The 21,494-nt window shown below is 48.4% G+C and carries 20 protein-coding genes and 1 tRNA gene; 16 read left to right on the top strand and 5 right to left on the bottom strand.

What is annotated here, in order from left to right:
* Positions 1 to 4: 4 nt before the first annotated feature.
* The 3 genes from alr (at position 5) to GQ51_RS02445 (ending at position 4,485) form a co-directional block, all read left to right on the top strand.
* Complete coding sequence (gene alr, locus GQ51_RS02455; protein ID WP_047549383.1) at positions 5 to 1,099, top strand: alanine racemase; 1,095 nt, start codon at positions 5 to 7, stop codon at positions 1,097 to 1,099.
* Complete coding sequence (gene radA / locus GQ51_RS02450) at positions 1,099 to 2,484, top strand: DNA repair protein RadA (RefSeq protein ID WP_047549380.1); 1,386 nt, start codon at positions 1,099 to 1,101, stop codon at positions 2,482 to 2,484. Before alr ends, radA begins: the two co-directional genes overlap by 1 nt.
* Positions 2,485 to 2,922: 438 nt before the next feature.
* Positions 2,923 to 4,485 carry a hypothetical protein gene (locus tag GQ51_RS02445; protein WP_047549377.1) on the top strand — a complete coding sequence of 521 codons (1,563 nt, stop codon included), beginning with the start codon at positions 2,923 to 2,925 and terminating at the stop codon, positions 4,483 to 4,485.
* 45 nt (positions 4,486 to 4,530) lie between these two features.
* On the opposite strand, the gene hpnE is transcribed toward GQ51_RS02445, so the two are convergent.
* Genes hpnE through hpnC form a run of 3 tightly spaced genes read right to left on the bottom strand, consistent with a single transcriptional unit; the run spans position 4,531 to position 7,653 of the window.
* Entirely contained in the window at positions 4,531 to 5,856 is a 1,326-nt protein-coding gene (gene hpnE / locus GQ51_RS02440; RefSeq protein WP_047549374.1) for a hydroxysqualene dehydroxylase HpnE, read from the bottom strand.
* A 21-nt stretch (positions 5,857 to 5,877) separates the two neighbouring features.
* Complete coding sequence (gene hpnD, locus GQ51_RS02435) at positions 5,878 to 6,717, bottom strand: presqualene diphosphate synthase HpnD (RefSeq protein ID WP_047549371.1); 840 nt, start codon at positions 6,715 to 6,717, stop codon at positions 5,878 to 5,880.
* A 33-nt stretch (positions 6,718 to 6,750) separates the two neighbouring features.
* Positions 6,751 to 7,653 (bottom strand): squalene synthase HpnC, encoded by a 903-nt coding sequence (gene hpnC, locus GQ51_RS02430; RefSeq protein ID WP_047549369.1) that lies wholly within the window; start codon positions 7,651 to 7,653, stop codon positions 6,751 to 6,753.
* Positions 7,654 to 7,793: 140 nt separating this feature from the next.
* Between hpnC and GQ51_RS02425 the strand changes: the two genes are divergently transcribed.
* The 5 genes from GQ51_RS02425 to GQ51_RS02405 all read left to right on the top strand — a co-directional run bounded on the left by GQ51_RS02425 (position 7,794) and on the right by GQ51_RS02405 (position 9,988).
* On the top strand, positions 7,794 to 8,555 hold the full coding sequence (locus GQ51_RS02425) for an S-methyl-5'-thioinosine phosphorylase (protein WP_047549366.1): 762 nt from the start codon (positions 7,794 to 7,796) through the stop codon (positions 8,553 to 8,555).
* Between the two features lie 32 nt (positions 8,556 to 8,587).
* Positions 8,588 to 9,136 carry a peptide deformylase gene (def, locus tag GQ51_RS02420; RefSeq protein ID WP_047549362.1) on the top strand — a complete coding sequence of 183 codons (549 nt, stop codon included), beginning with the start codon at positions 8,588 to 8,590 and terminating at the stop codon, positions 9,134 to 9,136.
* A gap of 48 nt (positions 9,137 to 9,184) precedes the next feature.
* Positions 9,185 to 9,274, top strand: a tRNA-Ser gene (locus GQ51_RS02415).
* Between the two features lie 67 nt (positions 9,275 to 9,341).
* Complete coding sequence (locus GQ51_RS02410) at positions 9,342 to 9,617, top strand: cupin domain-containing protein (RefSeq protein WP_047553614.1); 276 nt, start codon at positions 9,342 to 9,344, stop codon at positions 9,615 to 9,617.
* Positions 9,618 to 9,715: 98 nt separating this feature from the next.
* A complete protein-coding gene (locus GQ51_RS02405; RefSeq protein WP_047549359.1) occupies positions 9,716 to 9,988 on the top strand; it encodes a cupin domain-containing protein in 273 nt (90 codons plus the stop codon).
* Here GQ51_RS02405 and GQ51_RS02400 read toward each other — a convergent pair.
* Complete coding sequence (locus GQ51_RS02400; protein ID WP_047549356.1) at positions 9,985 to 12,600, bottom strand: [protein-PII] uridylyltransferase; 2,616 nt, start codon at positions 12,598 to 12,600, stop codon at positions 9,985 to 9,987. The two genes, GQ51_RS02405 and GQ51_RS02400, sit on opposite strands and share 4 nt — an antisense overlap.
* Before the next feature lie 40 nt (positions 12,601 to 12,640).
* Positions 12,641 to 13,453 carry a type I methionyl aminopeptidase gene (gene map / locus GQ51_RS02395; RefSeq protein ID WP_047553612.1) on the bottom strand — a complete coding sequence of 271 codons (813 nt, stop codon included), beginning with the start codon at positions 13,451 to 13,453 and terminating at the stop codon, positions 12,641 to 12,643.
* Between the two features lie 431 nt (positions 13,454 to 13,884).
* Between map and rpsB the strand changes: the two genes are divergently transcribed.
* The 8 genes from rpsB to rseP all read left to right on the top strand — a co-directional run bounded on the left by rpsB (position 13,885) and on the right by rseP (position 21,490).
* On the top strand, positions 13,885 to 14,622 hold the full coding sequence (rpsB, locus tag GQ51_RS02390; protein ID WP_047549353.1) for a 30S ribosomal protein S2: 738 nt from the start codon (positions 13,885 to 13,887) through the stop codon (positions 14,620 to 14,622).
* Positions 14,623 to 14,743: 121 nt separating this feature from the next.
* Entirely contained in the window at positions 14,744 to 15,619 is an 876-nt protein-coding gene (gene tsf / locus GQ51_RS02385; RefSeq protein ID WP_047549351.1) for a translation elongation factor Ts, read from the top strand.
* A 180-nt stretch (positions 15,620 to 15,799) separates the two neighbouring features.
* A complete protein-coding gene (gene pyrH, locus GQ51_RS02380) occupies positions 15,800 to 16,516 on the top strand; it encodes a UMP kinase (protein WP_047549348.1) in 717 nt (238 codons plus the stop codon).
* Between the two features lie 77 nt (positions 16,517 to 16,593).
* Complete coding sequence (gene frr / locus GQ51_RS02375) at positions 16,594 to 17,151, top strand: ribosome recycling factor (protein ID WP_047549345.1); 558 nt, start codon at positions 16,594 to 16,596, stop codon at positions 17,149 to 17,151.
* Between the two features lie 57 nt (positions 17,152 to 17,208).
* Complete coding sequence (locus tag GQ51_RS02370; protein ID WP_047549342.1) at positions 17,209 to 17,967, top strand: isoprenyl transferase; 759 nt, start codon at positions 17,209 to 17,211, stop codon at positions 17,965 to 17,967.
* A gap of 55 nt (positions 17,968 to 18,022) precedes the next feature.
* Complete coding sequence (locus GQ51_RS02365; RefSeq protein WP_047549338.1) at positions 18,023 to 18,832, top strand: phosphatidate cytidylyltransferase; 810 nt, start codon at positions 18,023 to 18,025, stop codon at positions 18,830 to 18,832.
* A 54-nt stretch (positions 18,833 to 18,886) separates the two neighbouring features.
* Positions 18,887 to 20,089: a 1-deoxy-D-xylulose-5-phosphate reductoisomerase gene (ispC, locus tag GQ51_RS02360; protein ID WP_047549336.1), complete on the top strand. Its 1,203-nt coding sequence runs from the start codon at positions 18,887 to 18,889 to the stop codon at positions 20,087 to 20,089.
* 33 nt (positions 20,090 to 20,122) lie between these two features.
* The gene (gene rseP, locus GQ51_RS02355) at positions 20,123 to 21,490 is read left to right on the top strand and encodes an RIP metalloprotease RseP (protein ID WP_047549333.1); all 1,368 of its coding nucleotides are present in this window, start codon (positions 20,123 to 20,125) and stop codon (positions 21,488 to 21,490) included.
* Positions 21,491 to 21,494: the final 4 nt, after the last annotated feature.

Raw genomic sequence — 21,494 nt, 5'->3', positions numbered from 1 at the left:
GAACATGCGCCCAATCGTAGCAACCATTTCCCGCAGCGCATTACAGCATAATCTGGCTGTAGCAAAACAGCACGCACCCCATTCAAAAATCATGGCGGTGGTTAAGGCCAATGGTTATGGTCATGGCCTGCTTAATGTTGCGCGTTGCCTGAATGCCGCAGATGGTTTTGCCGTGCTCGGTGTGAATGAAGCTGTTATTCTGCGCGAGGCAGGATACCAGCAGACGATCCTGCTGCTGGAAGGTGTATTCCGCGCCGAAGAACTGGCTAAAGCCGCTGAACTTGGTTTGGATGTTGTCGTGCATTCCAAAATGCAGATCGAAATACTGCTGAATGCCAGCCTCACTAAGCCACTGCATGTGCATCTTAAGATGAACTCCGGCATGAATCGCCTGGGTTTCACTCCGGATGCCTATGCTGCTGCATACCAGGCCCTGAATCTTAGTAAAAATGTTGCCGGCATCACCTTGATGACACATTTTGCTACCGCCGATAAAGAGCCGGGCATTGCCGCACCTTTGCAGGTGTTTGAAAAAACCATTAAAGAGCTGCCCGCTAACCTGCCGGTTTCATTGGCGAATTCAGCGACCATATTGCGACATTCCTACCTGAGGGCTGATTGGGTCAGGCCGGGCATTATGCTGTATGGTGCCAGCACGGTAAGCGGCATGCCTGCAACTGCATTCGGCCTGAAACCGGTGATGCAGCTAAGCAGCGAAATCATTGCCGTACAGACCATCGCTGCCGGCGAAAGCATCGGTTATGGTAATCGCTTTACGGCTACGCAGGCAACGCGTATCGGCATCGTTGCCTGCGGTTATGCAGATGGTTACCCCAGGCATGCAGGGCTGCTCGGCGACCAGCATCCCCACGGTGCGCCAATTGCGGTTTCCGGCAAGGTCACCAGGACACTGGGACGGGTGTCTATGGATATGCTGTTTTGTGATATAACGGATATTCCCGAGGCTGATATTGGCAGCCCGGTCGAATTATGGGGCCGTCAGGTTCCGGTAGATGCCGTGGCCGAAGCTGCGGATACTGTGGGTTATGAGTTGCTGTGTGCAGTCGCTGCGCGCGTACCAATCAAAATGACAGACTGATGGCAAAAGCGAAAACAATCTATACATGCACGGAATGCGGGGCGCAGGAGCCAAAATGGCAGGGGCAATGCCCAAGCTGCATGGCCTGGAATACGCTGGTTGAAACCATTGCCGAGACTGCCGCCACCAATCGTTATGCCAACAAGTTTGATGGGGTTGCGCAAAGCAGCCTTTTGCAAAAACTTGCAGATGTAGAAGCCGCTGAAGTGCCGCGCCAGCCAACCGGCGTGAGCGAGTTTGACCGTGTGCTGGGCGGTGGCCTGGTAGCCGGTGGCGTGGTGCTGATAGGCGGCGACCCAGGCATAGGCAAATCGACATTGTTACTGCAGACCTTATGCCATATCGGTGCGATGACTAACCCGAAGCCGCGCAAAGCGATTTATGTCAGCGGTGAGGAGTCTGCGCAGCAGATTGCCATGCGCGCCAAGCGCTTAGGCTTGGATGCCAGCCCGATTGATTTGCTCGCTGAAATCAATCTGGAAAAAATTCTGGCGACCTTGCAGGCGCATAAGCCGGATATCGCCGTGATTGATTCTATCCAGACCGTTTATTCCGAAGCATTGCAATCCGCCCCCGGTTCGGTGGCGCAAGTACGCGAGTGTTCGGCACAGCTCACCAGGTTAGCCAAGCAAATGGGCATTGCCGTCATTCTGGTAGGCCACGTCACCAAAGAAGGCTCGCTGGCAGGGCCGCGTGTGCTGGAACATATTGTAGATACCGTGCTGTATTTTGAGGGTGACCCCAATTCCAGTTTTCGCCTGATACGTGCTTTTAAAAACCGCTTTGGTGCGGTGAATGAACTGGGCGTGTTTGCCATGACTGAAAAAGGCTTGCGCGAAGTCACCAATCCATCAGCTCTGTTCTTGTCACATCATAGCGAGCAGGTGGCAGGTTCATGCATTACCGTTACGCAAGAGGGGACACGACCATTGCTGATTGAAATTCAGGCATTGGTCGATGAAGCGCATGCACCCAATCCCAAACGTTTGTGTGTAGGCCTGGAGCAGAATCGCCTGGCCATGCTGCTCGCAGTATTGCACCGCCATGCCGGTATCCCTTGTTTTGATCAGGATGTATTTATCAATGCGGTGGGTGGGGTAAAAATTGGTGAGCCTGCAGTAGATCTTGCCGTGCTGTTTTCTATCGTTTCTTCTTTAAAAAACAAGCCACTGGATAATAAACTTATTGTGTTTGGTGAGGTCGGGTTGGCCGGGGAAGTGCGCCCGGTGCAGGGCGGTTTGGTGCGCTTGAAGGAAGCAGCAAAACTCGGTTTTAGCAAAGCGATCGTGCCTAAGGCCAATCAGCCAAAACAGGCGATTGATGGTATCGAGGTGATCGGGGTGGAGCGTTTGGAACAAGCCCTAAGCCGTATGCGTGATGGCTGAAACAGCCAGCCTATTATTGTCCTTGATTAATCTCTGAAATTCCTGCGCTTGATTGTCGGACCGGGGCTTTCTAAAGCCCCATCTTTTTTTGATTTTTTTCTATCTAATTTTCCGACACAGGTTTAAGCCTGTTCTTGATTTTTTTGTGGTCACAAGCAAAACATCCTCCACGACCTATCAGATGTAATAGAAATTTAGATATCAGATATGCGAGGTCGCTTGCAAAATCACTGAAATGCTTTGCAAGCATGCTTTCTATTTATGTGCCAGACAATAATAATACGCAAGAGAAAAGCAATCAGGTCAATAGCGAATGAGCTGCGACCTAAATAAATCAGGCATCGTCATCATCAATTCCAGTGCCGTCAGAAATGAATCAAGATCAACTTTAAAACCGGTTCAGCCGTTAGAAAATCAATAAAAAGATGGGGGGCATCCTTGGCCGAAAACTTTAGCGCCACACGTAACAAGCACGATAATCCGCACGACAGCCTTTTATATGCAGATAGTGTCAATAACCTGAGGTGGACAGAAGAAAATTTTAATGGCGTGCAGGTCGCCATCGCTCCGATTTACGGTGACATGCCTTCTTCCCATGATTTGCAGATCATGAAGCTGTTGGGCATTGAGCCTCATCTGGTCAAGGATGGGCAGGGTAATCTATACTACCTGGTGGAGATTGATAGCCCGAGCGGCCATGCGCTTGATCATGCAAGAATTATGGCTACCGGGTTTAACCATCAGCATATACGGCCTTCGGACTCAATGCTGCTTGATGAATATTTGCGTGCGACTGAAGGTAAATGGGTGGCACGTCTTTCCTTTAGGTTTTCCGACGATACAAGCAGTGATGTGCATGATATTAAGAGGCATCTTGCCCGGGCAGGAGTGCAGTCAATCGAGATAGGCGGCGAGGGCAAGTTTAGGTATCTGGAAGTTGTGCTTAATGGGCAAAATGACGTGGAAAAAATTCACGCGCTCAAAACGGCAATTGATATGGTCACTCACAGCGATAAGTTTGCAGGTGCAGTAGCTGTGACCAATGAGCCGCTGGCTGTGCAGCCTTACCAAAGATACCTGAATTATGTCGATATCACCTCACCGGGACATCTCGTCAGTGTAGATTCTCTTTTCAGGTCATCAGAAAGTTCTCCTGCAAGCCCTCAAGAGCTTGAAAGTGTCGCAAGCTTGCTAAATCGCCATGGACTGCGTGTCGATGTTGCTGAAAATGCAGATTTAAACAGGCTGGAGCTTCGCCTGGCTAGGGAATTAGTGGATGGGATTTATAACCCCGAAGTTGCTGCAAGTAATGCAAGTCGAATAGAAACCTTAAAATCCGCTACATATACGGTTAAGCCTCGGGAACCAGGCCTGTTTGCCAACACTACTGAGGCGTTGAGCCTTGTCAAAAGTCCAGTTGTCAAAACATTCGTTGAGATGCTGGATTACTTAGCGGAAAAAGGCCGAGCCTCTCCCAGGGTGGTGGGCGCTGCATTGGGGGTGTTAGGTGTGGTTCCGGTAGCGTTTGATGTGGCTGAAACGGGTAAACATGAAGTAGATAAAGGGGATGTTCCCGTGGATGCCGCCAACAAACTGGCTAAAGAAATCAGTGCGTTCGCTGGAGGTGCTGCTACTGCGACACCTGTGGCTGTCGCGGCCGAACCTTTACTGGCAGGAGGTCCATACGGGGTCGCAGCCTATGGGGCGATCGTCCTGGGAAGTGGGTTTCTAGGCATGGAAGCGACTAAAAGTGTATATGAATGTGGCCATCAACTGATGGAGCTTGGGGTCAACCTGGTAAAAGAATATTTCTCACAGGACGAAGATGCCAGATTAACTTACGAAAACACCATTCGTAGTAATGCGATAAAGAATAACCTGGATCCGGATGCCGCGCTTAAGCAAGCGGATTCCATGATGAATGGGCAGCTGGCCATTGCAAATCAAAACCACATCAAAGCTCGCAATACGCCGCCAGCAGCACAAGCACCTCACCATTAATTCAAGGCAGGCTACATTTGCAGCAGGTTGACGGGTTAATGATGCCTAGATGTTCGCTATCAAATTGGCGCAGTGAATGCCGCTTCTAACCGCGCCTTCAATGGTGGCCGGGTAGTCCGGGTAAGTATAATCGCCTGCCAGGAACACATTCGGCTGCAGTGTCCTGTTGGTTGGACGCGGCAGGTTGGGTTCACATGAGAAAGTAGCACGTTTCTCGGCAATCACCTTATGCCACAGGGGTTTCGCTAACGCTGGAAATGCGCGGTTGAGTTCTTTGGCAACCCTCAGTGCTAGTTCATCCTGCGTAAGTTGCTGATGTTTGCCCTCGGCACTGACAATGACTGAAATGATATTGTTCTGGCCGCAAAGCTGGCCTCTGTCGAATACCCATTGGCCAATAGAACCGCTCAGGCCGGAAATGACCTCTGGTAATCTGGTGCCTGGCGGGTATTGGAAATACACGGTGTAGATGGGCTGGTATTGATAAGTCAGGGTCTGCTCAGTCGCATGATTCAGTTTCGGCAACGTTTCGATCAGTTTTTCGACGCGCGCCGGGGATACTGCAATAATCACATGGCTGAAATGTAATTTTTCCTGCCTCGTTTCTATAGTAAAGCCATTATTTTCCGGCATTACCGCGCGCACACGCTGGTTGAGTTTTACGATCCCGCCTTTGGCTTGAATATAATGCGACAAAGGGTCGGCAATAACCTGCGATAAATCCAAACGCGGCAACAGGAAATCGCTATTTTTTTTATTACCTGAAAACGTATCGCGCAGCACATTCAAAAATATTCGTGTACTGGCTTTTGCAATAGGGGTGTTCAATGCTGCAAGGCATAGTGGCTCCCACAGAAAACTGATCAGCTTTTTTGATTGATGCTGGTTGATCAAGAAGCGTTCCAGGGGCAAGTCACGCGCAATCTGGTATTGGGTGTTTTTAAGGCCCTGCATGAATCTCAATGCAGCCATACGTTCGTTGAGGCTGATACCCTTGCAGAATAAAAGCCCGAATAACAGGTTGAGCGGCGCTGGCAGTACATTAAAGGATTTGAGTGAAAATACGGATTTTGCGGTGTTTGACTGCATATTGATTTGCAGTGGAACGCGCAAAAATGCTTTTTTCCTGCTGACCCCCGCCTTTTTCAGCAAAGCCAGGGTTTCCTGATAGGCTCCCAATAATATGTGCTGTCCGTTGTCCAGCAGGTGCAGCAGGCCGTTGCTTTCTTCAACGGCGACAGTACGTGCCCGGCCGCCAAGCTGCGAGCCAGCCTCGAACACAGTCACCGCATAACCGCGATCAACCAGCGTGGCTGCAGCGCTTAAGCCGGCACAACCACCCCCTATAATAGCCACATGGGATTTATGCATTGTTGATTTACCTTGTAATTATTATAGGTTTCTTAGCCAGGTATTAAATGCCAGCGATAGTTTGCGCAGCGACCCTAATGAGGTGCGGAAATTTAATACTTTTTCGGCACCATCCGCTTTAATTTCACGCAGCAGGGTGCGGTAGATAGCGGCCATGATCAAACCTACGCGCTGGTTTTTCCTGTCTTCTTCCGGAAGTTCATTCAATGCACGGTCGTAATGGCTTTCGGCACGTTCAACCTGAAACTCCAGCAGCTGTCTTACCGCGCCGGATTCACGGCTACGCAGGATATCTTCTTCGCTTACACCAAACCTGGCAAGCTCATCCAGCGGAATATAAATGCGGTTCCTGCGGGCATCTTCACCAACGTCCCTGATAATGTTGGTCAGCTGAAATGCAAGCCCGAGGTCATGCGCAAACTTAAGTGTTTTCCGGTTGTTGAACCCGAATATCTGCGCCGATAGAATCCCGACCACACTGGCTACCCGATAACAATAAAGCTGTAATTGTTTAAAGTCTTCATAACGGTTGAAATTGAGATCCATTTCCATGCCGTCGATAATTTCAAGGAAATGTTCTTCACTCAGGCTAAATTCGTGAATAAAAGGCTGCAAGGCCTTAGTCACCGGGTGTATGGGCTTACCTTTATAGAGGTTCTGTATTTCCTCTTTCCACCAGGCAAGCTTCACTTGTGCGACTTTCAGCTCTGTGCATTCATCTACAACATCGTCAACCTCACGGCAGAATGCGTAGAGCGCGATGATGGCTTCACGTTTTTTCTTGGGTAAAAACATAAAGCTGTAATAGAAACTGGAGCCGCTGGCAGCAGCTTTCTGTTGGCAATATTGCTTGGGCGTCATATTAATCTGTACTTGAGTATTTTTATGTTGGTGTTAAATCTTCAATAGCGCTTTAGTCAATATCAGCAGCCAATCCAGGCCGTTCAGCGTTGGCCTGTGATTAAAAACATCGCCATTGACCCGGCTTATTTTAGTGATGATCCTTTCGCCGCCGGCAATGATCATGCGCATTTCAAAACCAATGCGGCCCTTCAGTATCCGCCCCAGGGGCTTGCCGGCGATGAGCAGGGCATGTACACGCTGCAGATTGAATCGCATAAATTGCTGCCAGCGGCTATCTACAGGCACAGATGCGTTTACATATGCCGCAATCTGCTGCTCTGTAATATAGAACCTGGACAGTTCATCCTGGCACATGTAAATACGCTGCTTGCCGTCGTTCTTTTTGAAATCTATGGCGATATCCTGCAGAAAATTGATGATTTGCAATGCGGAGCAGATGTTATCAGACAATTCAATGTTGTTTGGTGTGGCTGCCCCATAAAGATGTAGCAGCAGCCTGCCGATCGGATTGGCTGAACGTGAACAGTAGTCCAGCACTTCTTCATAGTTCTGATAGCGTATTTTAGAAACATCCTGGCTGAATGCATCCAGCAGATCATAGAAGGGTATGAATGGCAGTTTTCTTGATCGGATCATTGCGCCCAAGGCCACAAAAAAAGCGGTTTGCGGCTTGATGTAGGCCTGCAGCAGATCCAGCTCGTCACGAAACCCGTTCAATGCGCTTAACCGCTGCTCAACAGTAAAATCACCTTCATCCGCAAAATCATCAGCCTGCCGTGCAAAACTGTATATCAGGGCAATCGGCGCACGCAAATGCTTGGGTAAAATAACGGAAGCAACCGGGAAATTCTCGTAGTGGCCGGCAGCATGATCCAGGCTTTGGCGCGTAATGCGGGCTGCTTCAGGTAGGGCTTCGGAATGATTTGTCGTCATGGCGAGAGTATGCCATAAACAACAAGGGTTTTTGCAGCTTAAATTCAGGCAGCGACTACTAAAACCCACATGTAATATTTATTCAGGAATCCGGCCAAGCTTTGTTAAAATGAAATAAAAACATATTTTGGAAAGTGATTATGCTGGCGATTATTGGCGGTACCGGTTTAACTGAACTGGAAGATTTGCGGGTTAACAAACGTGTCATTGTACGCACACCTTACGGCGAGCCTTCTCAGCCTTTGATTTTCGGTGAAATATGCGGCGGCGAGGTCATTTTCCTTGCGCGCCATGGCAGCGGTCATACTATCCCGCCTCATGAAGTCAATTACCGCGCCAATATCTATGCGCTGCATTTACAGGGCGTGACCGAGATTGCTGCCGTTGCCACAGTCGGCGGCATACATCAGGAACTGTCATCAGGCATGATTGCCTTGCCTCACCAGATCATAGACTACACGCATGGCAGGCAGAACACTTACTATGACGGCATCAGCAACCCGGTAAAGCATATCGACTTTACCGAACCATATTGCAATAAGCTGCGCGCAAAGATAGCGCAGGCCGCCTCTGAAATTGATGAAGAAGTCATCAACTACGGCGTTTATGCAGCAACCCAGGGGCCCAGGCTGGAAACCGCTGCCGAAATCGACCGCCTGGAGCGTGACGGTGCAACAATGGTTGGAATGACCGGCATGCCGGAAGCCGCACTGGCGCGTGAACTGGGAATCAGCTATGCCGCGATATGCCCGGTAGCCAATTATGCGGCAGGGCGTGGCGACAGCCTGCATGCTATCAATTATGAAGATGTGGTGTTGAACCTGAACCAGACCCTGGTACGCGTGCGCAACATTATCGGCCAGCTGATGACGCAGCACTACTGTCCGGTTGATACCAAGTAGCGCAAGGAAAATCATTTAATCAAGGTTTGTATATGGCCATCAGAGAAGTTTTACGCATGGGCGACCCTTGCCTGCTTTTAAAAGCCAGGCCAATTGAAAGGTTTGATACTGCTGAGCTGCATGCTCTGATCCAGGATATGCAAGATACCATGAAGCACATGAACGGCGCAGGGATTGCTGCGCCGCAGATCGGCATCAGTCAGCGTGTCGTCATATTCGGTCAGGGAGAAACGGATAACACCGTTAATCCGCGTTACCCTGATGCCGATGCTGTGCCGTTTACCGTTTTGATCAATCCGATACTGACCCCGATTGGCACTACGATGGAAGATGGCTGGGAAGGGTGCTTGTCAGTTCCCGGAATGAGGGGTATAGTGCCGCGCTACCAGAAATTGCATTATGCAGGGCTGGATCAGTTCGGAAATAAGATAGACCGGATAGTCAGTGACTTTCATGCACGCGTGGTGCAGCATGAATGTGACCACCTTGATGGCATCCTGTACCCGATGCGAATCAGTAATTTAAAAGATTTTGGTTTTTCTGATGTTTTTTTTCCAAATCAGGATTTCCAAGATGATTAATTTGTTGTTATAATGCTGCCTTCGTTACGCAGGTAGCGAAACAGACACGGAAGAGTGGCAGAGCGGTTTAATGCTACAGTCTTGAAAACTGTCGTGGGTTCACGCCCACCGTGAGTTCGAATCTCACCTCTTCCGCCAGATTTATAGATGCCGCTTTTATGAGCGGCATTTGTTTTTGCAGCCATTAAATTTTAAGGATGAAACAATGAGCCAAATCATTATTGACCATAACCCGTCACAAGAAAAATTGAAGGAATTAGGTGTATCCAGCTGGTCTATTTGGGATTGTGCGCCTTCTAAATTTCCGCTGGACTTCAGCATGACAGAAAGCGCTTACGTGCTGGAAGGCGAGATCCGCGTGACTCCACAAGGTGGCGAAACCGTTGTGATCAAAGCAGGTGATTTCGTTGTGTTCCCTAAAGGTTTGAAATCAAACTGGGAAGTGACCAAGCAGTTGAAAAAACACTACAAACATTCTTAATGGCAACTTGATGCATTAAGTGCTGATAATGCTTAGAATGAAAGCCTCGGGTAACCGGGGCTTTTTTTATTGCGCTTGATTTATGATCGGAGTTCAAAATGAGCAAAATTATCGTAGAGAAACCCAACCAGGAAAAACTGCTTGCTTTGGGTGTTTCACGCTGGCCAACCTGGTCTAAAGAAGTGTCACAGTTTCCATGGAGTTTCGGCACGCAGGAAATCGCTTACATTCTGGAAGGTGAGGTGACCGTCACACCCAATGGCGGTGAGCCGGTAAGTTTTGCAGCTGGCGACCTGGTGACATTCCCGGCAGGCATGGCTTGCACCTGGAATATTAAACAGGCGCTACGTAAGCACTACAAGCTGGGCTAAATGTTTTTAAGCATTGCCTGGCAAAGGGATTTAATGTGCTGGGCATCCAGTTTCTGGCTGTTTCTGGCTGAAATTAAAAACGTATCTTCAGCACGGTTGCCTAAAGTGTTGATTTTGGCGTTGTGCAGTTCCACATCGTATATCAGGAACTGCTGCGCGACGGTTGCCAGCAACCCGGGCCGGTCATTGGCGATGATATCAACGATATGGTTGTTGTTGTCAGGGTCTTCCGTGATCGTGACTTGCGCCTGTATCGGCATATGTTTTACCTGGCGACTGATGCGGCCTTTGAGCGGCGACTCCAGCGCATCCCGGTTATCCAGCTTATCCGTAAGTTTTGTCTCTATGAATTTCAGCAGGCCGCTGTAGCTGATTGATTTGTTCGCCTGATCCAGGATAATGAAGCTATCCAGCGCATATCCATGGCTGGTTGTATAGATTTTAGCTTCAACAATGTTGTAGCCCATCCGATCGAAGAAATTGCAGATTTTTGCAAATATCTCATTCTGATCCCTGGTGTAGATCATGACCTGAATGCCATCGCCATAAGGGCTTAACCTTGCACGCACGATAGATTTGACGCTATGCAGGTGCGGGGTCAGCAAACGGCTATGCCAGGCGATTTCATCAGCCTCATGGCGGGTAAAGTAGTTTTCCCCGAACTGCTGCCACATCTGTTCGTAAGTTTCCCTGCTGATGCCATAGCGGATTAGCTTTGCAGAAGCCTCCTCAATCCGCTTGGTGATGATCTGCCTGGTATGAAAGACTGGGTCAGCCAGGGCGCGCTTTGTTTCATGAAACAGGCTCTCGAGCAGGCGGGCTTTCCATGCATTCCAGATGTGGGGGCTGGTGCCGCGAATATCTGCAACCGTGAGTAAATAAAGCGCAACCAACCTGCGCTCATCCTCAACCAGCTGCGCGAATGATTCAATAACGCCAGGGTCAGACAAATCCGACTTCTGCGCGGTTAGCGACATTTTTAAATGCGATTCAACCAACCATGTGACCAGGGCACTATCGGCTTTCGATAAGCCATGCAGTTTGCAGAACCTTGCTGCATCGACTTTACCCAAGGTCGAATGGTCTCCACCCCTGCCTTTTGCAATATCGTGAAATAAAGCTGCTAGATACAGCAAATGCGGTGCATCGAACTCTGAGAATAATTTGCTGCACAAAGGAAACTCATGCTTGAGTTCCGGTTTTGAAAAACGGCGCAGATTCGCCAGTACATTCAGTATGTGCTCATCTACGGTATAAACATGAAACAAGTCATGCTGCATTTGGCCTATAATGCGCCCAAACGCCGGAATATAACTCCCCAATATCCCATAACGATTCATTGCACGCAGGGTATGGTTGACCCCATTCGGCTGAGACAGGATTTCAATGAAAAGTTTTCTGCACTGCAGAGATTGTCTGAAATCCCGGTTAACCAGCTTTTTAGCACGCTGCAGGTTACGTATCAGAGCCGCTCCCATGCCTGTAAGCGGTGAGTTCTGCTGCATGAGCAAAAATGCTTCGAAAATCGCCGATGGCTGTCGCTGTAACAAGTCTGCGGTTCTGGCCTCAAGCAATTGGTCATGGGCTTCAAAGCGGTCATTCACAGGGCGGATTGCCGGCGGCGTAGCCGATAGCATCTGCTTGAATTGCTTAAGCAGGATTTCGTTCATCAGGCTGATGTATTTAACGCTGCGGTAATAACCCTGCATGAGTTGCTCGCTGGCCCGCCGGTTTGGCGTATTCATATATCCGAGCATGGATGCAAGGTCATTCTGGAAATCAAACAGCAATCGATCTTCACGGCGCCGACTTAAAAAGTGCAGCTGGATGCGCAATGACTGCAATTTCTTCTCATGGTGGCGTATCTGCTTCGCTTCGGATGCGGAGATAATGTGGAGCCTGGTGAGGGCTGCCCAGATGCTGCTTAAATTAAGGTGCGAACCGCTGTGCAGGTTCAAGCTGCGCGTCAGCCAGATGATCATATGCAAGTCGCGCAGCCCGCCCGGACTCTCTTTGATATTGGGTTCCAGGTTGTACGCGGTATCGTTGTATTTCGCGTGGCGCTGATCCTGTTCTTTCAGTTTTGCATTAAAAAACGCTAAAGGATCAGTAATTTGCTGTGCGTTTGCCCGAAAACTTTGATATAGGACTTTATCGCCGGTCAGCAGGCGCGATTCAAGCAGGTTGGTTTGGACAGTGATATCTTTCTTTGCTTCATCCGTGCACTCACTCAAGGTACGCACGCTGTGCCCGACATTCAGGCCAAGGTCCCACATCAAACCGACCAGCCTTTCAATGTCCTGATTCAGGCTGTCATCGTTCCCGGCGTGTTCGGGAATCAGTATCAGCAAGTCTATATCGGAGTAGGGGTAGAGTTCGCCGCGACCATAGCCTCCTACAGCGATAAGGCAGCAACGTGAGTCGATGTGCAGTTCTGCCCATATTTTGATGAGTAGTTGATCAATCAGCTTACAGTGCTGGCGAAACAAATGCGCGATGCTTGGCTTTTCCGCATAGCTTGTTTTTAGGGCCAGAAAACCATTCTGCAAATATTGACGTAATGCGCCAATATTATTTTTTTCAATGTCTGCGGATTGGGCTTGGCTTTGCATGATGGCTGCTGCTGGTCGGTCTGAATAACCAAGGCCTTTTTTAAGCTGATGTTTTTGTAATGAAATCAGGTGCAGGCGGTGTACCGCTGGATAATGTCATGATTTCATAGCCGGTTTCAGTAACCAGTATGGTGTGTTCCCATTGAGCGGATAAGCTGCGGTCCTTGGTAACGATTGTCCACCCGTCCGGCATTTGTTTGATGTCGCGTTTACCGGCATTGATCATCGGCTCAATTGTAAACATCATGCCTGCCTGCAGTTTAAGGCCCATGCCTGGTTTGCCGTAATGCAGCACTTGTGGTTCCTCGTGGAATACTTTACCGATACCATGGCCACAGAATTCGCGCACCACGCTGTAACCGCTTTTTTCAGCAAAAGTTTGAATGGCATAACCGATATCACCCAGTGTGGCACCGGCTTTGACCTTTGAAATGCCTATCCACATCGCCTGATAAGTAATGTCACACAGCCGCTTTGCCTGGATTGAAACTTCACCTACGCAAAACATGCGGCTGGTATCGCCATGGTAACCGTCCTTGATGACCGTAATGTCAATATTGACAATATCACCGTTCTTGAGCGCTTTGTCACTCGGCACACCATGGCATATCTGCTGGTTAATGGATGTGCAGATGGATTTCGGGTAAGGCTTATGCCCATCCGGAGCATAATTAAGCGGTGCCGGTATGGCATTCTGAACATTCACAATGTAATCATGGCAAAGCTTGTCAAGCTGGTCGGTAGTGACACCGTGCACAACATGCGGCGTAATGAAGTCCAGGACTTCCGCAGCCAACCTGCCTGCTATACGCATTTTTTCAATATCCTGCTGGTTTTTAATTGAGATTGCCATGATGCCTGAATTCAAATATTTAATGGCTTATTTTAGCATATGCTGCCGGCACTATAGGCAATACTGTACTAATTAAGCAGGGTATTTCAATGCAGGCCTGTGTGAATTCACTTACAATAAGCGCTGCATCGCTTTAGCCCGCCAGGCGCGGTGACTGAAAGGGCGGGGTACAACTTATCAGGTCCAGCTTTCAAATCGCATTAAAATCCTAGCTAACTCAATCGCTTGGTGTTACAATTTCGCCTTTGCAATTTCTGCAAAATGCGTTTCTACTGTGGTTTTTTATAAAAATCATATAGTTAATGTATAAATTTACATGCAACCCAATCAAGGGTGCTTTGGTTTTAAGCTGTGGGCTTTGCTCAAAAGTTGCCGAACTGAGGTGTTTTTGGTGTTGTATGAATGAATAACCCTTTTGAAGAGAGATTTATATGTCTGTTACTATGCGTCAGATGTTGGAAGCTGGAGTTCACTTCGGCCATCAAACCCGTTACTGGAACCCAAAAATGGCCCCGTTCATTTTTGGCGATCGCAACAAAATCCATATCGTTAACCTTGAAAAAACATTGCCAATGTTTGAAGATGCACTTAAACACGTGCGTACATTGGCTGCTAACAAGGGTCGTATCCTGTTCGTAGGTACAAAACGCCAGGCTCGCGATATCGTTAAAGAAGAAGCAACCCGCGCAGGTTGCTCTTATGTTAACCATCGCTGGTTGGGCGGCATGCTGACTAACTTTAAAACAGTCAAGCAATCCATCAAGCGCTTGAATGACTTCGAAACAATGCTGCAGGATGGCAGTTTGGACAAGTTCGGCAAAAAAGAAGCTTTAGGCTACAAACGTGAAGTTGAAAAACTTGAGCGTTCAATTGGCGGCATTAAAGAAATGGGCGGCTTGCCTGATGCAATTTTCATCATCGACGTTGGTCATGAAAGTGGCGCTATTACTGAAGCAGCCAAATTAGGCATCCCAGTAATTGGCGTTGTTGATACAAACAACTCACCTGATGGCGTAGCCTACGTTATTCCAGGTAACGATGACTCTAGCCGTGCAATTCGCTTGTACGCTCGTGGTATTGCAGATGCCGTGCTGGAAGGCCGCAGCTCTGTAATCAATGAAATTGTTAAAGCATCTAGCGAAGAAACAGCTGAAACAGCTGCTGAATAGCATTACTCAACTAAAAAGGGGCCTAGCGCCCCTTTTTAGTTTAATGACCCCATTAAATAACATTAAAATCAATTAATTAAACTACAAATATAATGTAGTTTATTAAAATAAGGAGCTTGAAATGGCTGAAATTACCGCAGGTATGGTAAAAGAATTGCGTGAGCGCACAGATGCGCCAATGATGGACTGTAAAAAAGCGTTGTCAGAAGCTGATGGCGACATGACGCGTGCAGAAGAAATCTTGCGTGTTCGCTTTGGCAACAAAGCAAGCAAGGCTGCGGGTCGCGTAGCCGCTGAAGGTACAGTTGGCATCAGCATCAGTGCTGACGGCAAAACTGGTGCTATGGTTGAAGTTAACTCTGAAACTGACTTCTGTGCTAAAAATGAAGACTTCCTGAAGTTTGTAAATGAATTGGCCGGCGTAATTGCTGCCAGCAATGCAAACGACATTGAAGCCGTTGCCAACCTGCCTATGAGTGGTGCAACAGTTGAGGAAACTCGCGCGCAATTAGTTGGTAAAATCGGTGAAAACATCACACCACGTCGCTTTGTGCGTCCAGTTGCACAAGGTAAATTGGCCAGCTATGTACACGGCAGCAAAATCGGTGTTTTAGTTGATTTAGTAGGTGGCGACGATGTTCTGGCTAAAGATATTGCCATGCACATTGCTGCAGCCAAGCCAAAATCACTGGATGCTTCCGGTATCGATGCCAGCCTGATCGAAGCTGAGCGCCGCGTTGCGATTGAAAAAGCAAAAGAAGCAGGCAAGCCTGAAGCAATGCTTGAAAAAATTGCAGATGGTACCGTGCAGAAATTCCTGAAAGAAGTGACTTTGCTGAGCCAGGTTTTTGTTAAAGATGACAAGTTCACTATCGAACAACTGCTTAAGTCAAAAGGCGCCAGCATTGCTTCATTCACCATGTACACCGTTGGTGAAGGCATTGAAAAAGTTGTGGTTGACTACGCAGCAGAAGTTGCAGCCGCAGCAAAACTGTAAGTAATAAAATCGGTAATTTAGTTTAATTACCGCATCAAAATCAAAATGGATTAAGCCTGGAGCTTAGTCCATTTTTTTTAGTGTATTTTTGAATGGATTTTATCCGTCTTGGGCTTAATTTTATGCCTAAGAACCACGTTTTATGCTTAAATAAGCAAACTTGAAAATTGAGGAGCCCCCGTGTCACAACCAGCCTATAAGCGCATTTTACTTAAACTTTCTGGTGAGGCTTTGATGGGAGATGATGCTTACGGCATTAATCGCGCCACGATCACTCGCATCGTTAATGAAATTAAAGAAGTTGTTGATTTGGGAGTGCAGGTAGCTGTTGTAATCGGTGGCGGTAATATTTTTCGAGGTGTCGCACCGGCTGCAGCAGGCATGGATAGGGCAACAGCCGATTATATGGGGATGCTGGCGACAGTCATGAACGCCATGGCTTTGCAGGATGCCATGAAAAACATCGGTTTAAATGCACGCGTACAGTCGGCATTAAGCATTGAGCAGGTTGCCGAGCCCTATATCCGCGGAAAAGCCATTCGCTATCTGGAAGAAGGGCGGGTCGTGATTTTCGGTGCCGGGACCGGCAATCCGTTCTTTACCACGGATACTGCAGCTGCTTTGCGCGGCATGGAAATCAATGCGGAAGTCGTCATCAAGGCCACTAAGGTAGACGGCGTATATACCGACGATCCTAAAACCAATCCGGAAGCCATGCGTTACAAAACCATTACTTTTGATGAGGCCATCATCAAAAACCTTAAAGTGATGGATGCGACAGCTTTAACCCTGTGTCGCGATCAGAAACTGCCGATTTCGGTTTTCAGCATCTTCAAGCAAGGTGCCCTGAAAAAAGTAGTGATGGGTGAGGATGAAGGTACGAAAGTATTACCTTGATGATTTTACAGGCAGCGATCATGCTGCGGCGATAGCTGATGATCAATAAACTGTCAGAAATTGAGTTGGAGATATAAATGTTAGAAGACGTAAAAAAAACAGCAGAACAAAAAATGCAGAAATCATTGGAAGCACTTAAGAATGATTTGGCTAAAATCCGTACCGGCCGCGCTCATACCGGCCTGCTTGATCACGTGATGGTTGAGTATTACGGATCCATGGTTTCAGTGAACCAGGTAGCCAATGTCAATCTTGGCGATGCCCGTACAATTAATGTACAGCCTTATGAAAAGAACATGATTTCAAAAGTGGAAAAGGCCATTCGCGACTGCGACTTGGGTTTGAATCCTGCCACCAACGGTGATTTGATTCGTGTGCCTATGCCTATGCTCACTGAAGAACGTCGCCGTGAAATGACTAAAATCGTACGTACTGAGGGCGAAAGCGCAAAAGTATCAATCCGCAACATCCGACGCGATGCAAACGATGCACTGAAAAAACTGATCAAGGATAAGCTGATTTCAGAAGACGACGAGCGTCGTGCGCAAGATGAAGTGCAAAAAGCGACAGACAGGGCAGTGGCTGAAGTCGATAAAATACTGCAGGTTAAAGAAGCAGATTTGATGGCGGTATAAGCAGTGGCTGATTTGAAAATATCCATTCAGCATTGCCGTATAGATTTGGGGCATTGATTGTCTTTATTCTCAAGCGCAACACAGCGTATCCCTAAGGTGACTGCCGTTCCCAAGCACATTGCCGTGATCATGGATGGCAATGGACGCTGGGCACGCAAGCGTTTTTTACCCAGGATAGCCGGGCATAAACGCGGCGTAGAGACTGTGCGCGAACTGGTCAAGCAGTGCGTGAAACTCAATGTCGAGTTTTTAACGCTGTTTGCATTCAGCAGTGAGAACTGGCGGCGCCCACCTGAGGAAGTTTCGTTTCTGATGGGCTTGTTCATGGACGCCCTGGAACGGGAAGTAGTGAAGCTGCACCAGAACAATATCAAACTGGTGATGATTGGGGATCGCAGCCAGTTCGAAGCAAAGCTGATTGAGCAAATCGAAGCCTCTGAACGACTGACGGCAGGCAACACTGGCCTGGTGCTGACAATTGCAGCCAATTATGGCGGCCGCTGGGATATATTGCAGGCCATGAATAAAATGCAGGTTGCGCTACCGGAATTGGCCGGAAAATACCAGGAAGAAAACCTGCAGCCATACCTGTCCATGAGTTATGCGCCTGAACCTGATCTTTTTATCAGAACCGGCGGTGAGATGCGCATCAGTAATTTTCTGCTGTGGCAGCTTGCATATACCGAGTTATATTTTACCGATACGCTGTGGCCTGACTTCAATGAGGACGCTTTCAGCCTCGCGATTCAATCCTATGAAAAACGTGAACGACGTTTTGGGCGGACAAGTGAACAATTACAAAAGCCTAAACCCTAGGTTTTATCAAAAATAAATTCGTTCGATTTTATCAAGTTAACACTACCTTCAACTTATGCTAAAAACCCGCATCATTACTGCCGCAGCTATATTAATAGGATTATTGACGGCTGTGTTTTCAGCTTCCGGCGCGGTTTGGACATTGCTTACTTTAGGGCTTGCATTGCTGGGTGTGTATGAGTGGGGCACTTTGATACAGTTGAACAGGAACCAGCGCAATGTCCTTCTGGCAACCGCACTGGCATCCGGTTTGCTGCTTGCTTATATGCATATGACACCGCTCGTGAGATATCAAGGCTATGCCATGTTTGCATTTCTCGGACTTGCCAGCTTGTTTTGGCTGATATTTGCACCGGCCTGGCTCATTACACGCAGGTCTTTCAGCAATAAATTCACCATGGCGGCTTTGGGCTTGCTACTGATGTTTGCCACATGGATTGGTCTGGTTGGGCTGCATGCCATTAACCCCATGTTGTTATTAGGGGTTGTTGCCACGGTAAGCATTGCGGACAGCGCCGCATACTTTGCCGGTAAAAAATTCGGCCGCCATAAGCTCGCTCCCGAAATCAGCCCCGGTAAAACATGGGAAGGTGTTTTGGGCGCATTGTCTGCCGTTACGGTTTATGGCATTGTGCTTTGTTACTATCAGCACTTCAGTCCCTGGCTGATCGTTTGCCTTTGGCTGCTTGTGATCTTAAGTATTATCGGTGACCTGGTTGAGTCACTGTTAAAACGCAAAGCCAACCTGAAGGATAGCAGTCAATTGCTTCCCGGACATGGCGGCATCCTGGATAGGATTGATGGGTTCATGCCAACCTTGCCCCTCACGCTGTTCCTGATCTATCTTCCGCTGTTTCATTTCTAACCGGATATTTTCGCCTGCATGGATGATCATACATTAATAGAAAGCAAGCCCGTAATGTCCAAACCGACCTTGGAAACTGTTCAGAATGTGGCAATCCTGGGTGCTACCGGCACTATCGGCATCCAGACCCTGGATGTCATATCGCAGCATCCGGAGCGTTTTAAAGTATTCGCATTGACAGCAAACAATAATGTAAAAAGCATGTTCAGCTTATGTTCAGAACATAGCCCCCGATATGCCGTGATGCTACAGCCGCAAGCCGCTGCCGAACTTGGCGCACAACTCAAGGCGGCACAAAGCAGCACCATCGTCCTGCATGGTGAACAGGCATTGATAGACGTTGCAGCACACGCGGAAGTCGATACCGTCATGGCGGCCATTGTAGGCGCAGCAGGCCTGCACCCGGCAATGGCCGCTGCGAAGGCAGGAAAGCGCATACTGCTTGCGAATAAAGAAACACTGGTCATGGCCGGCAGTTTGTTTATGCGTGCCGTAGAAGAAAGCGGGGCTACGCTGCTGCCTATAGACAGCGAACATAACGCCATTTTTCAGGTAATGCCGCATCAGCGTGCAAAATCCTTAGCGGAAGCCGGTATCAAACGTGTGCTCTTGACTGCATCGGGCGGACCGTTCCGTAATGCCACCCTGGATGACATGCGCAGCGTAACGCGCGCGCAGGCACTGAACCACCCGAATTGGGTAATGGGGCCTAAAATCACTATCGATTCCGCAACGATGATGAATAAAGGCCTGGAAGTCATTGAGGCGCATTGGCTGTTTAATGCCGCTGCCAATCAGATCGATGTTGTGGTTCATCCGCAAAGCGTGATTCATTCCATGGTTGAATATAACGACGGCAGCGTGCTGGCGCAATTAGGCAACCCCGACATGCGCACACCCATTGCTTACGGTTTGGGTTTTCCGGATCGGCTGCAAAGCGGTGTAAACAGCCTGGATCTGATCAAGATCGGCCGCCTGGATTTCTGTGCGCCCGATTTCAGCCGTTTCCCATGCCTGCGTCTGGCGTACGATGCACTTAACGCAGGCGGAACCGCACCGGCTATCCTGAATGCGGCTAACGAAATTGCAGTAGAAGCTTTTCTGGCTGAACGAATCGGTTTTATGGATATCCCATTAATGATTGAATCCGTATTGACAGCTTCAGTCATTGAAGATGTGGTTTCAATAGAGCAGCTTGCAACAGTGGATGCCAAAGCCAGGCGAGCTGCCAGCCTGTGGCTTGAAAACCATGCATAGCAAATTGGCATCTATCCATAGCGACTAATCATCATGTTAACAATCTTAGCTTTCATCCTGACACTGGGTATCCTGGTTACGGTTCACGAATATGGCCATTTCCAGGTTGCCAGATGGTGCGGAGTCAAGGTGCTCAAATTCTCTGTCGGCTTCGGCAAACCGATCTGGAGCAAAAAAATTGGCCGTGACCAGACAGAATTCGCAATTGCCGCAATTCCACTGGGCGGTTATGTGAAAATGCTGGAGGCCGAACAAGCCTCCGGTGAAGATGGCTCTCCTGCCCATGATATGTCACGCGCGCTTAACCAGCAAAGTGTTGCCAAAAAAATGGCTATTGTGCTTGCCGGGCCGTTTGCAAATTTGCTGCTGGCTGTGATTTTATACTGGGCCCTGTTCCTGACCGGAACCATCGGCGCCAAGCCTTATGTAGGCGAAGTGGTGGAAAACACGCCGGCAGCTGCCAGCCAGATTCACTCCGGGGATATGATTCAAAAGATCAACGGTAAAGACGTTGCAAGCTGGCAGGATGCGCGCTGGCTGCTATTAAATGAATCATTAAAAAGCCGTAGCATTGAGATTCAAGTCATAGATAGCCATCAACAGATTCATTTACACAGATTAATGGCTAACGGATTCAGTCATGACGATGCAAATATCGATATTCTGGAACAGTTGGGCCTGGCTGCCTACCAGCCGAGAGCGGACGCCCGCGTTGGAGAGGTTTTAGCCAACAGCCCAGCCGATTCAGCGGGCCTGCGGGTCGGTGACCTGATTCTCTCCATAAACGACAAAAAAATCAGCGACTGGGAAGCTTTTGTCCAGGAAGTAAGGCTGCACCCGGAAAAAAGGATAGAAGTAGTGATCCAGCGTGGCCCTGAACAGCAGCATCTGTCTATGACTCCCGATGCCGTGAAGGAAAATGGTAAAGTGATTGGCCGCGTAGGTGCCGGATTCAAGATTGAACAATCTCAGCTCGACCGTTATTTTGTTATCCAGCACTTTACCGTGCTGGAAGCACTTGCAAAGAGCCTGGAAAAAACATGGGAAACATCCGTGTTCAGCCTGAAAATGCTGGGCAACATGCTCATTGGCAATGTGTCATGGAAAGGCATGAGCGGCCCCGTTACCATCGCCAGTTATGCAGGACAAAGCGCCAATATGGGTGTTAAAGTCTTTATCGGCTTTCTGGCACTGGTCAGTATTAGTATCGGTATATTAAATCTATTACCGATACCGATACTAGATGGCGGGCATTTCATGTATTATATGGTTGAATTTTTTACGGGCAAACCTGTATCAGAAGCGGCAATAAGTATCGGACAAAGGATAGGGCTTTTTATTCTTGGCTGGATGATGGTTTTGGCACTTTATAATGATATGAACAGATTGATAACAGGCTAATTGA

Source organism: Methylotenera sp. G11, from assembly GCF_000799735.1.
In the GTDB taxonomy this organism is placed as follows: Bacteria; Pseudomonadota; Gammaproteobacteria; order Burkholderiales; family Methylophilaceae; genus Methylotenera.
The sequence above is the reverse complement of the archived record's forward strand: the minus strand, read 5'-3'. Positions and strand labels throughout refer to the sequence as shown.

Bases quoted from the DNA above. Each gene is read 5' to 3' on its own strand.
- alr (WP_047549383.1), top strand. From the start codon at position 5: ATGCGCCCAATCGTAGCAACCATTTCCCGCAGCGCATTACAGCATAAT.
- radA (WP_047549380.1), top strand. From the start codon at position 1,099: ATGGCAAAAGCGAAAACAATCTATACATGCACGGAATGCGGGGCGCAG.
- hpnE (WP_047549374.1), bottom strand. From the start codon at position 5,856: ATGCATAAATCCCATGTGGCTATTATAGGGGGTGGTTGTGCCGGCTTA.
- hpnD (WP_047549371.1), bottom strand. From the start codon at position 6,717: ATGACGCCCAAGCAATATTGCCAACAGAAAGCTGCTGCCAGCGGCTCC.
- hpnC (WP_047549369.1), bottom strand. From the start codon at position 7,653: ATGACGACAAATCATTCCGAAGCCCTACCTGAAGCAGCCCGCATTACG.
- GQ51_RS02425 (WP_047549366.1), top strand. From the start codon at position 7,794: ATGCTGGCGATTATTGGCGGTACCGGTTTAACTGAACTGGAAGATTTG.
- def (WP_047549362.1), top strand. From the start codon at position 8,588: ATGGCCATCAGAGAAGTTTTACGCATGGGCGACCCTTGCCTGCTTTTA.
- GQ51_RS02410 (WP_047553614.1), top strand. From the start codon at position 9,342: ATGAGCCAAATCATTATTGACCATAACCCGTCACAAGAAAAATTGAAG.
- GQ51_RS02405 (WP_047549359.1), top strand. From the start codon at position 9,716: ATGAGCAAAATTATCGTAGAGAAACCCAACCAGGAAAAACTGCTTGCT.
- GQ51_RS02400 (WP_047549356.1), bottom strand. From the start codon at position 12,600: ATGCAAAGCCAAGCCCAATCCGCAGACATTGAAAAAAATAATATTGGC.
- map (WP_047553612.1), bottom strand. From the start codon at position 13,453: ATGGCAATCTCAATTAAAAACCAGCAGGATATTGAAAAAATGCGTATA.
- rpsB (WP_047549353.1), top strand. From the start codon at position 13,885: ATGTCTGTTACTATGCGTCAGATGTTGGAAGCTGGAGTTCACTTCGGC.
- tsf (WP_047549351.1), top strand. From the start codon at position 14,744: ATGGCTGAAATTACCGCAGGTATGGTAAAAGAATTGCGTGAGCGCACA.
- frr (WP_047549345.1), top strand. From the start codon at position 16,594: ATGTTAGAAGACGTAAAAAAAACAGCAGAACAAAAAATGCAGAAATCA.
- GQ51_RS02365 (WP_047549338.1), top strand. From the start codon at position 18,023: ATGCTAAAAACCCGCATCATTACTGCCGCAGCTATATTAATAGGATTA.
- ispC (WP_047549336.1), top strand. From the start codon at position 18,887: ATGTCCAAACCGACCTTGGAAACTGTTCAGAATGTGGCAATCCTGGGT.
- rseP (WP_047549333.1), top strand. From the start codon at position 20,123: ATGTTAACAATCTTAGCTTTCATCCTGACACTGGGTATCCTGGTTACG.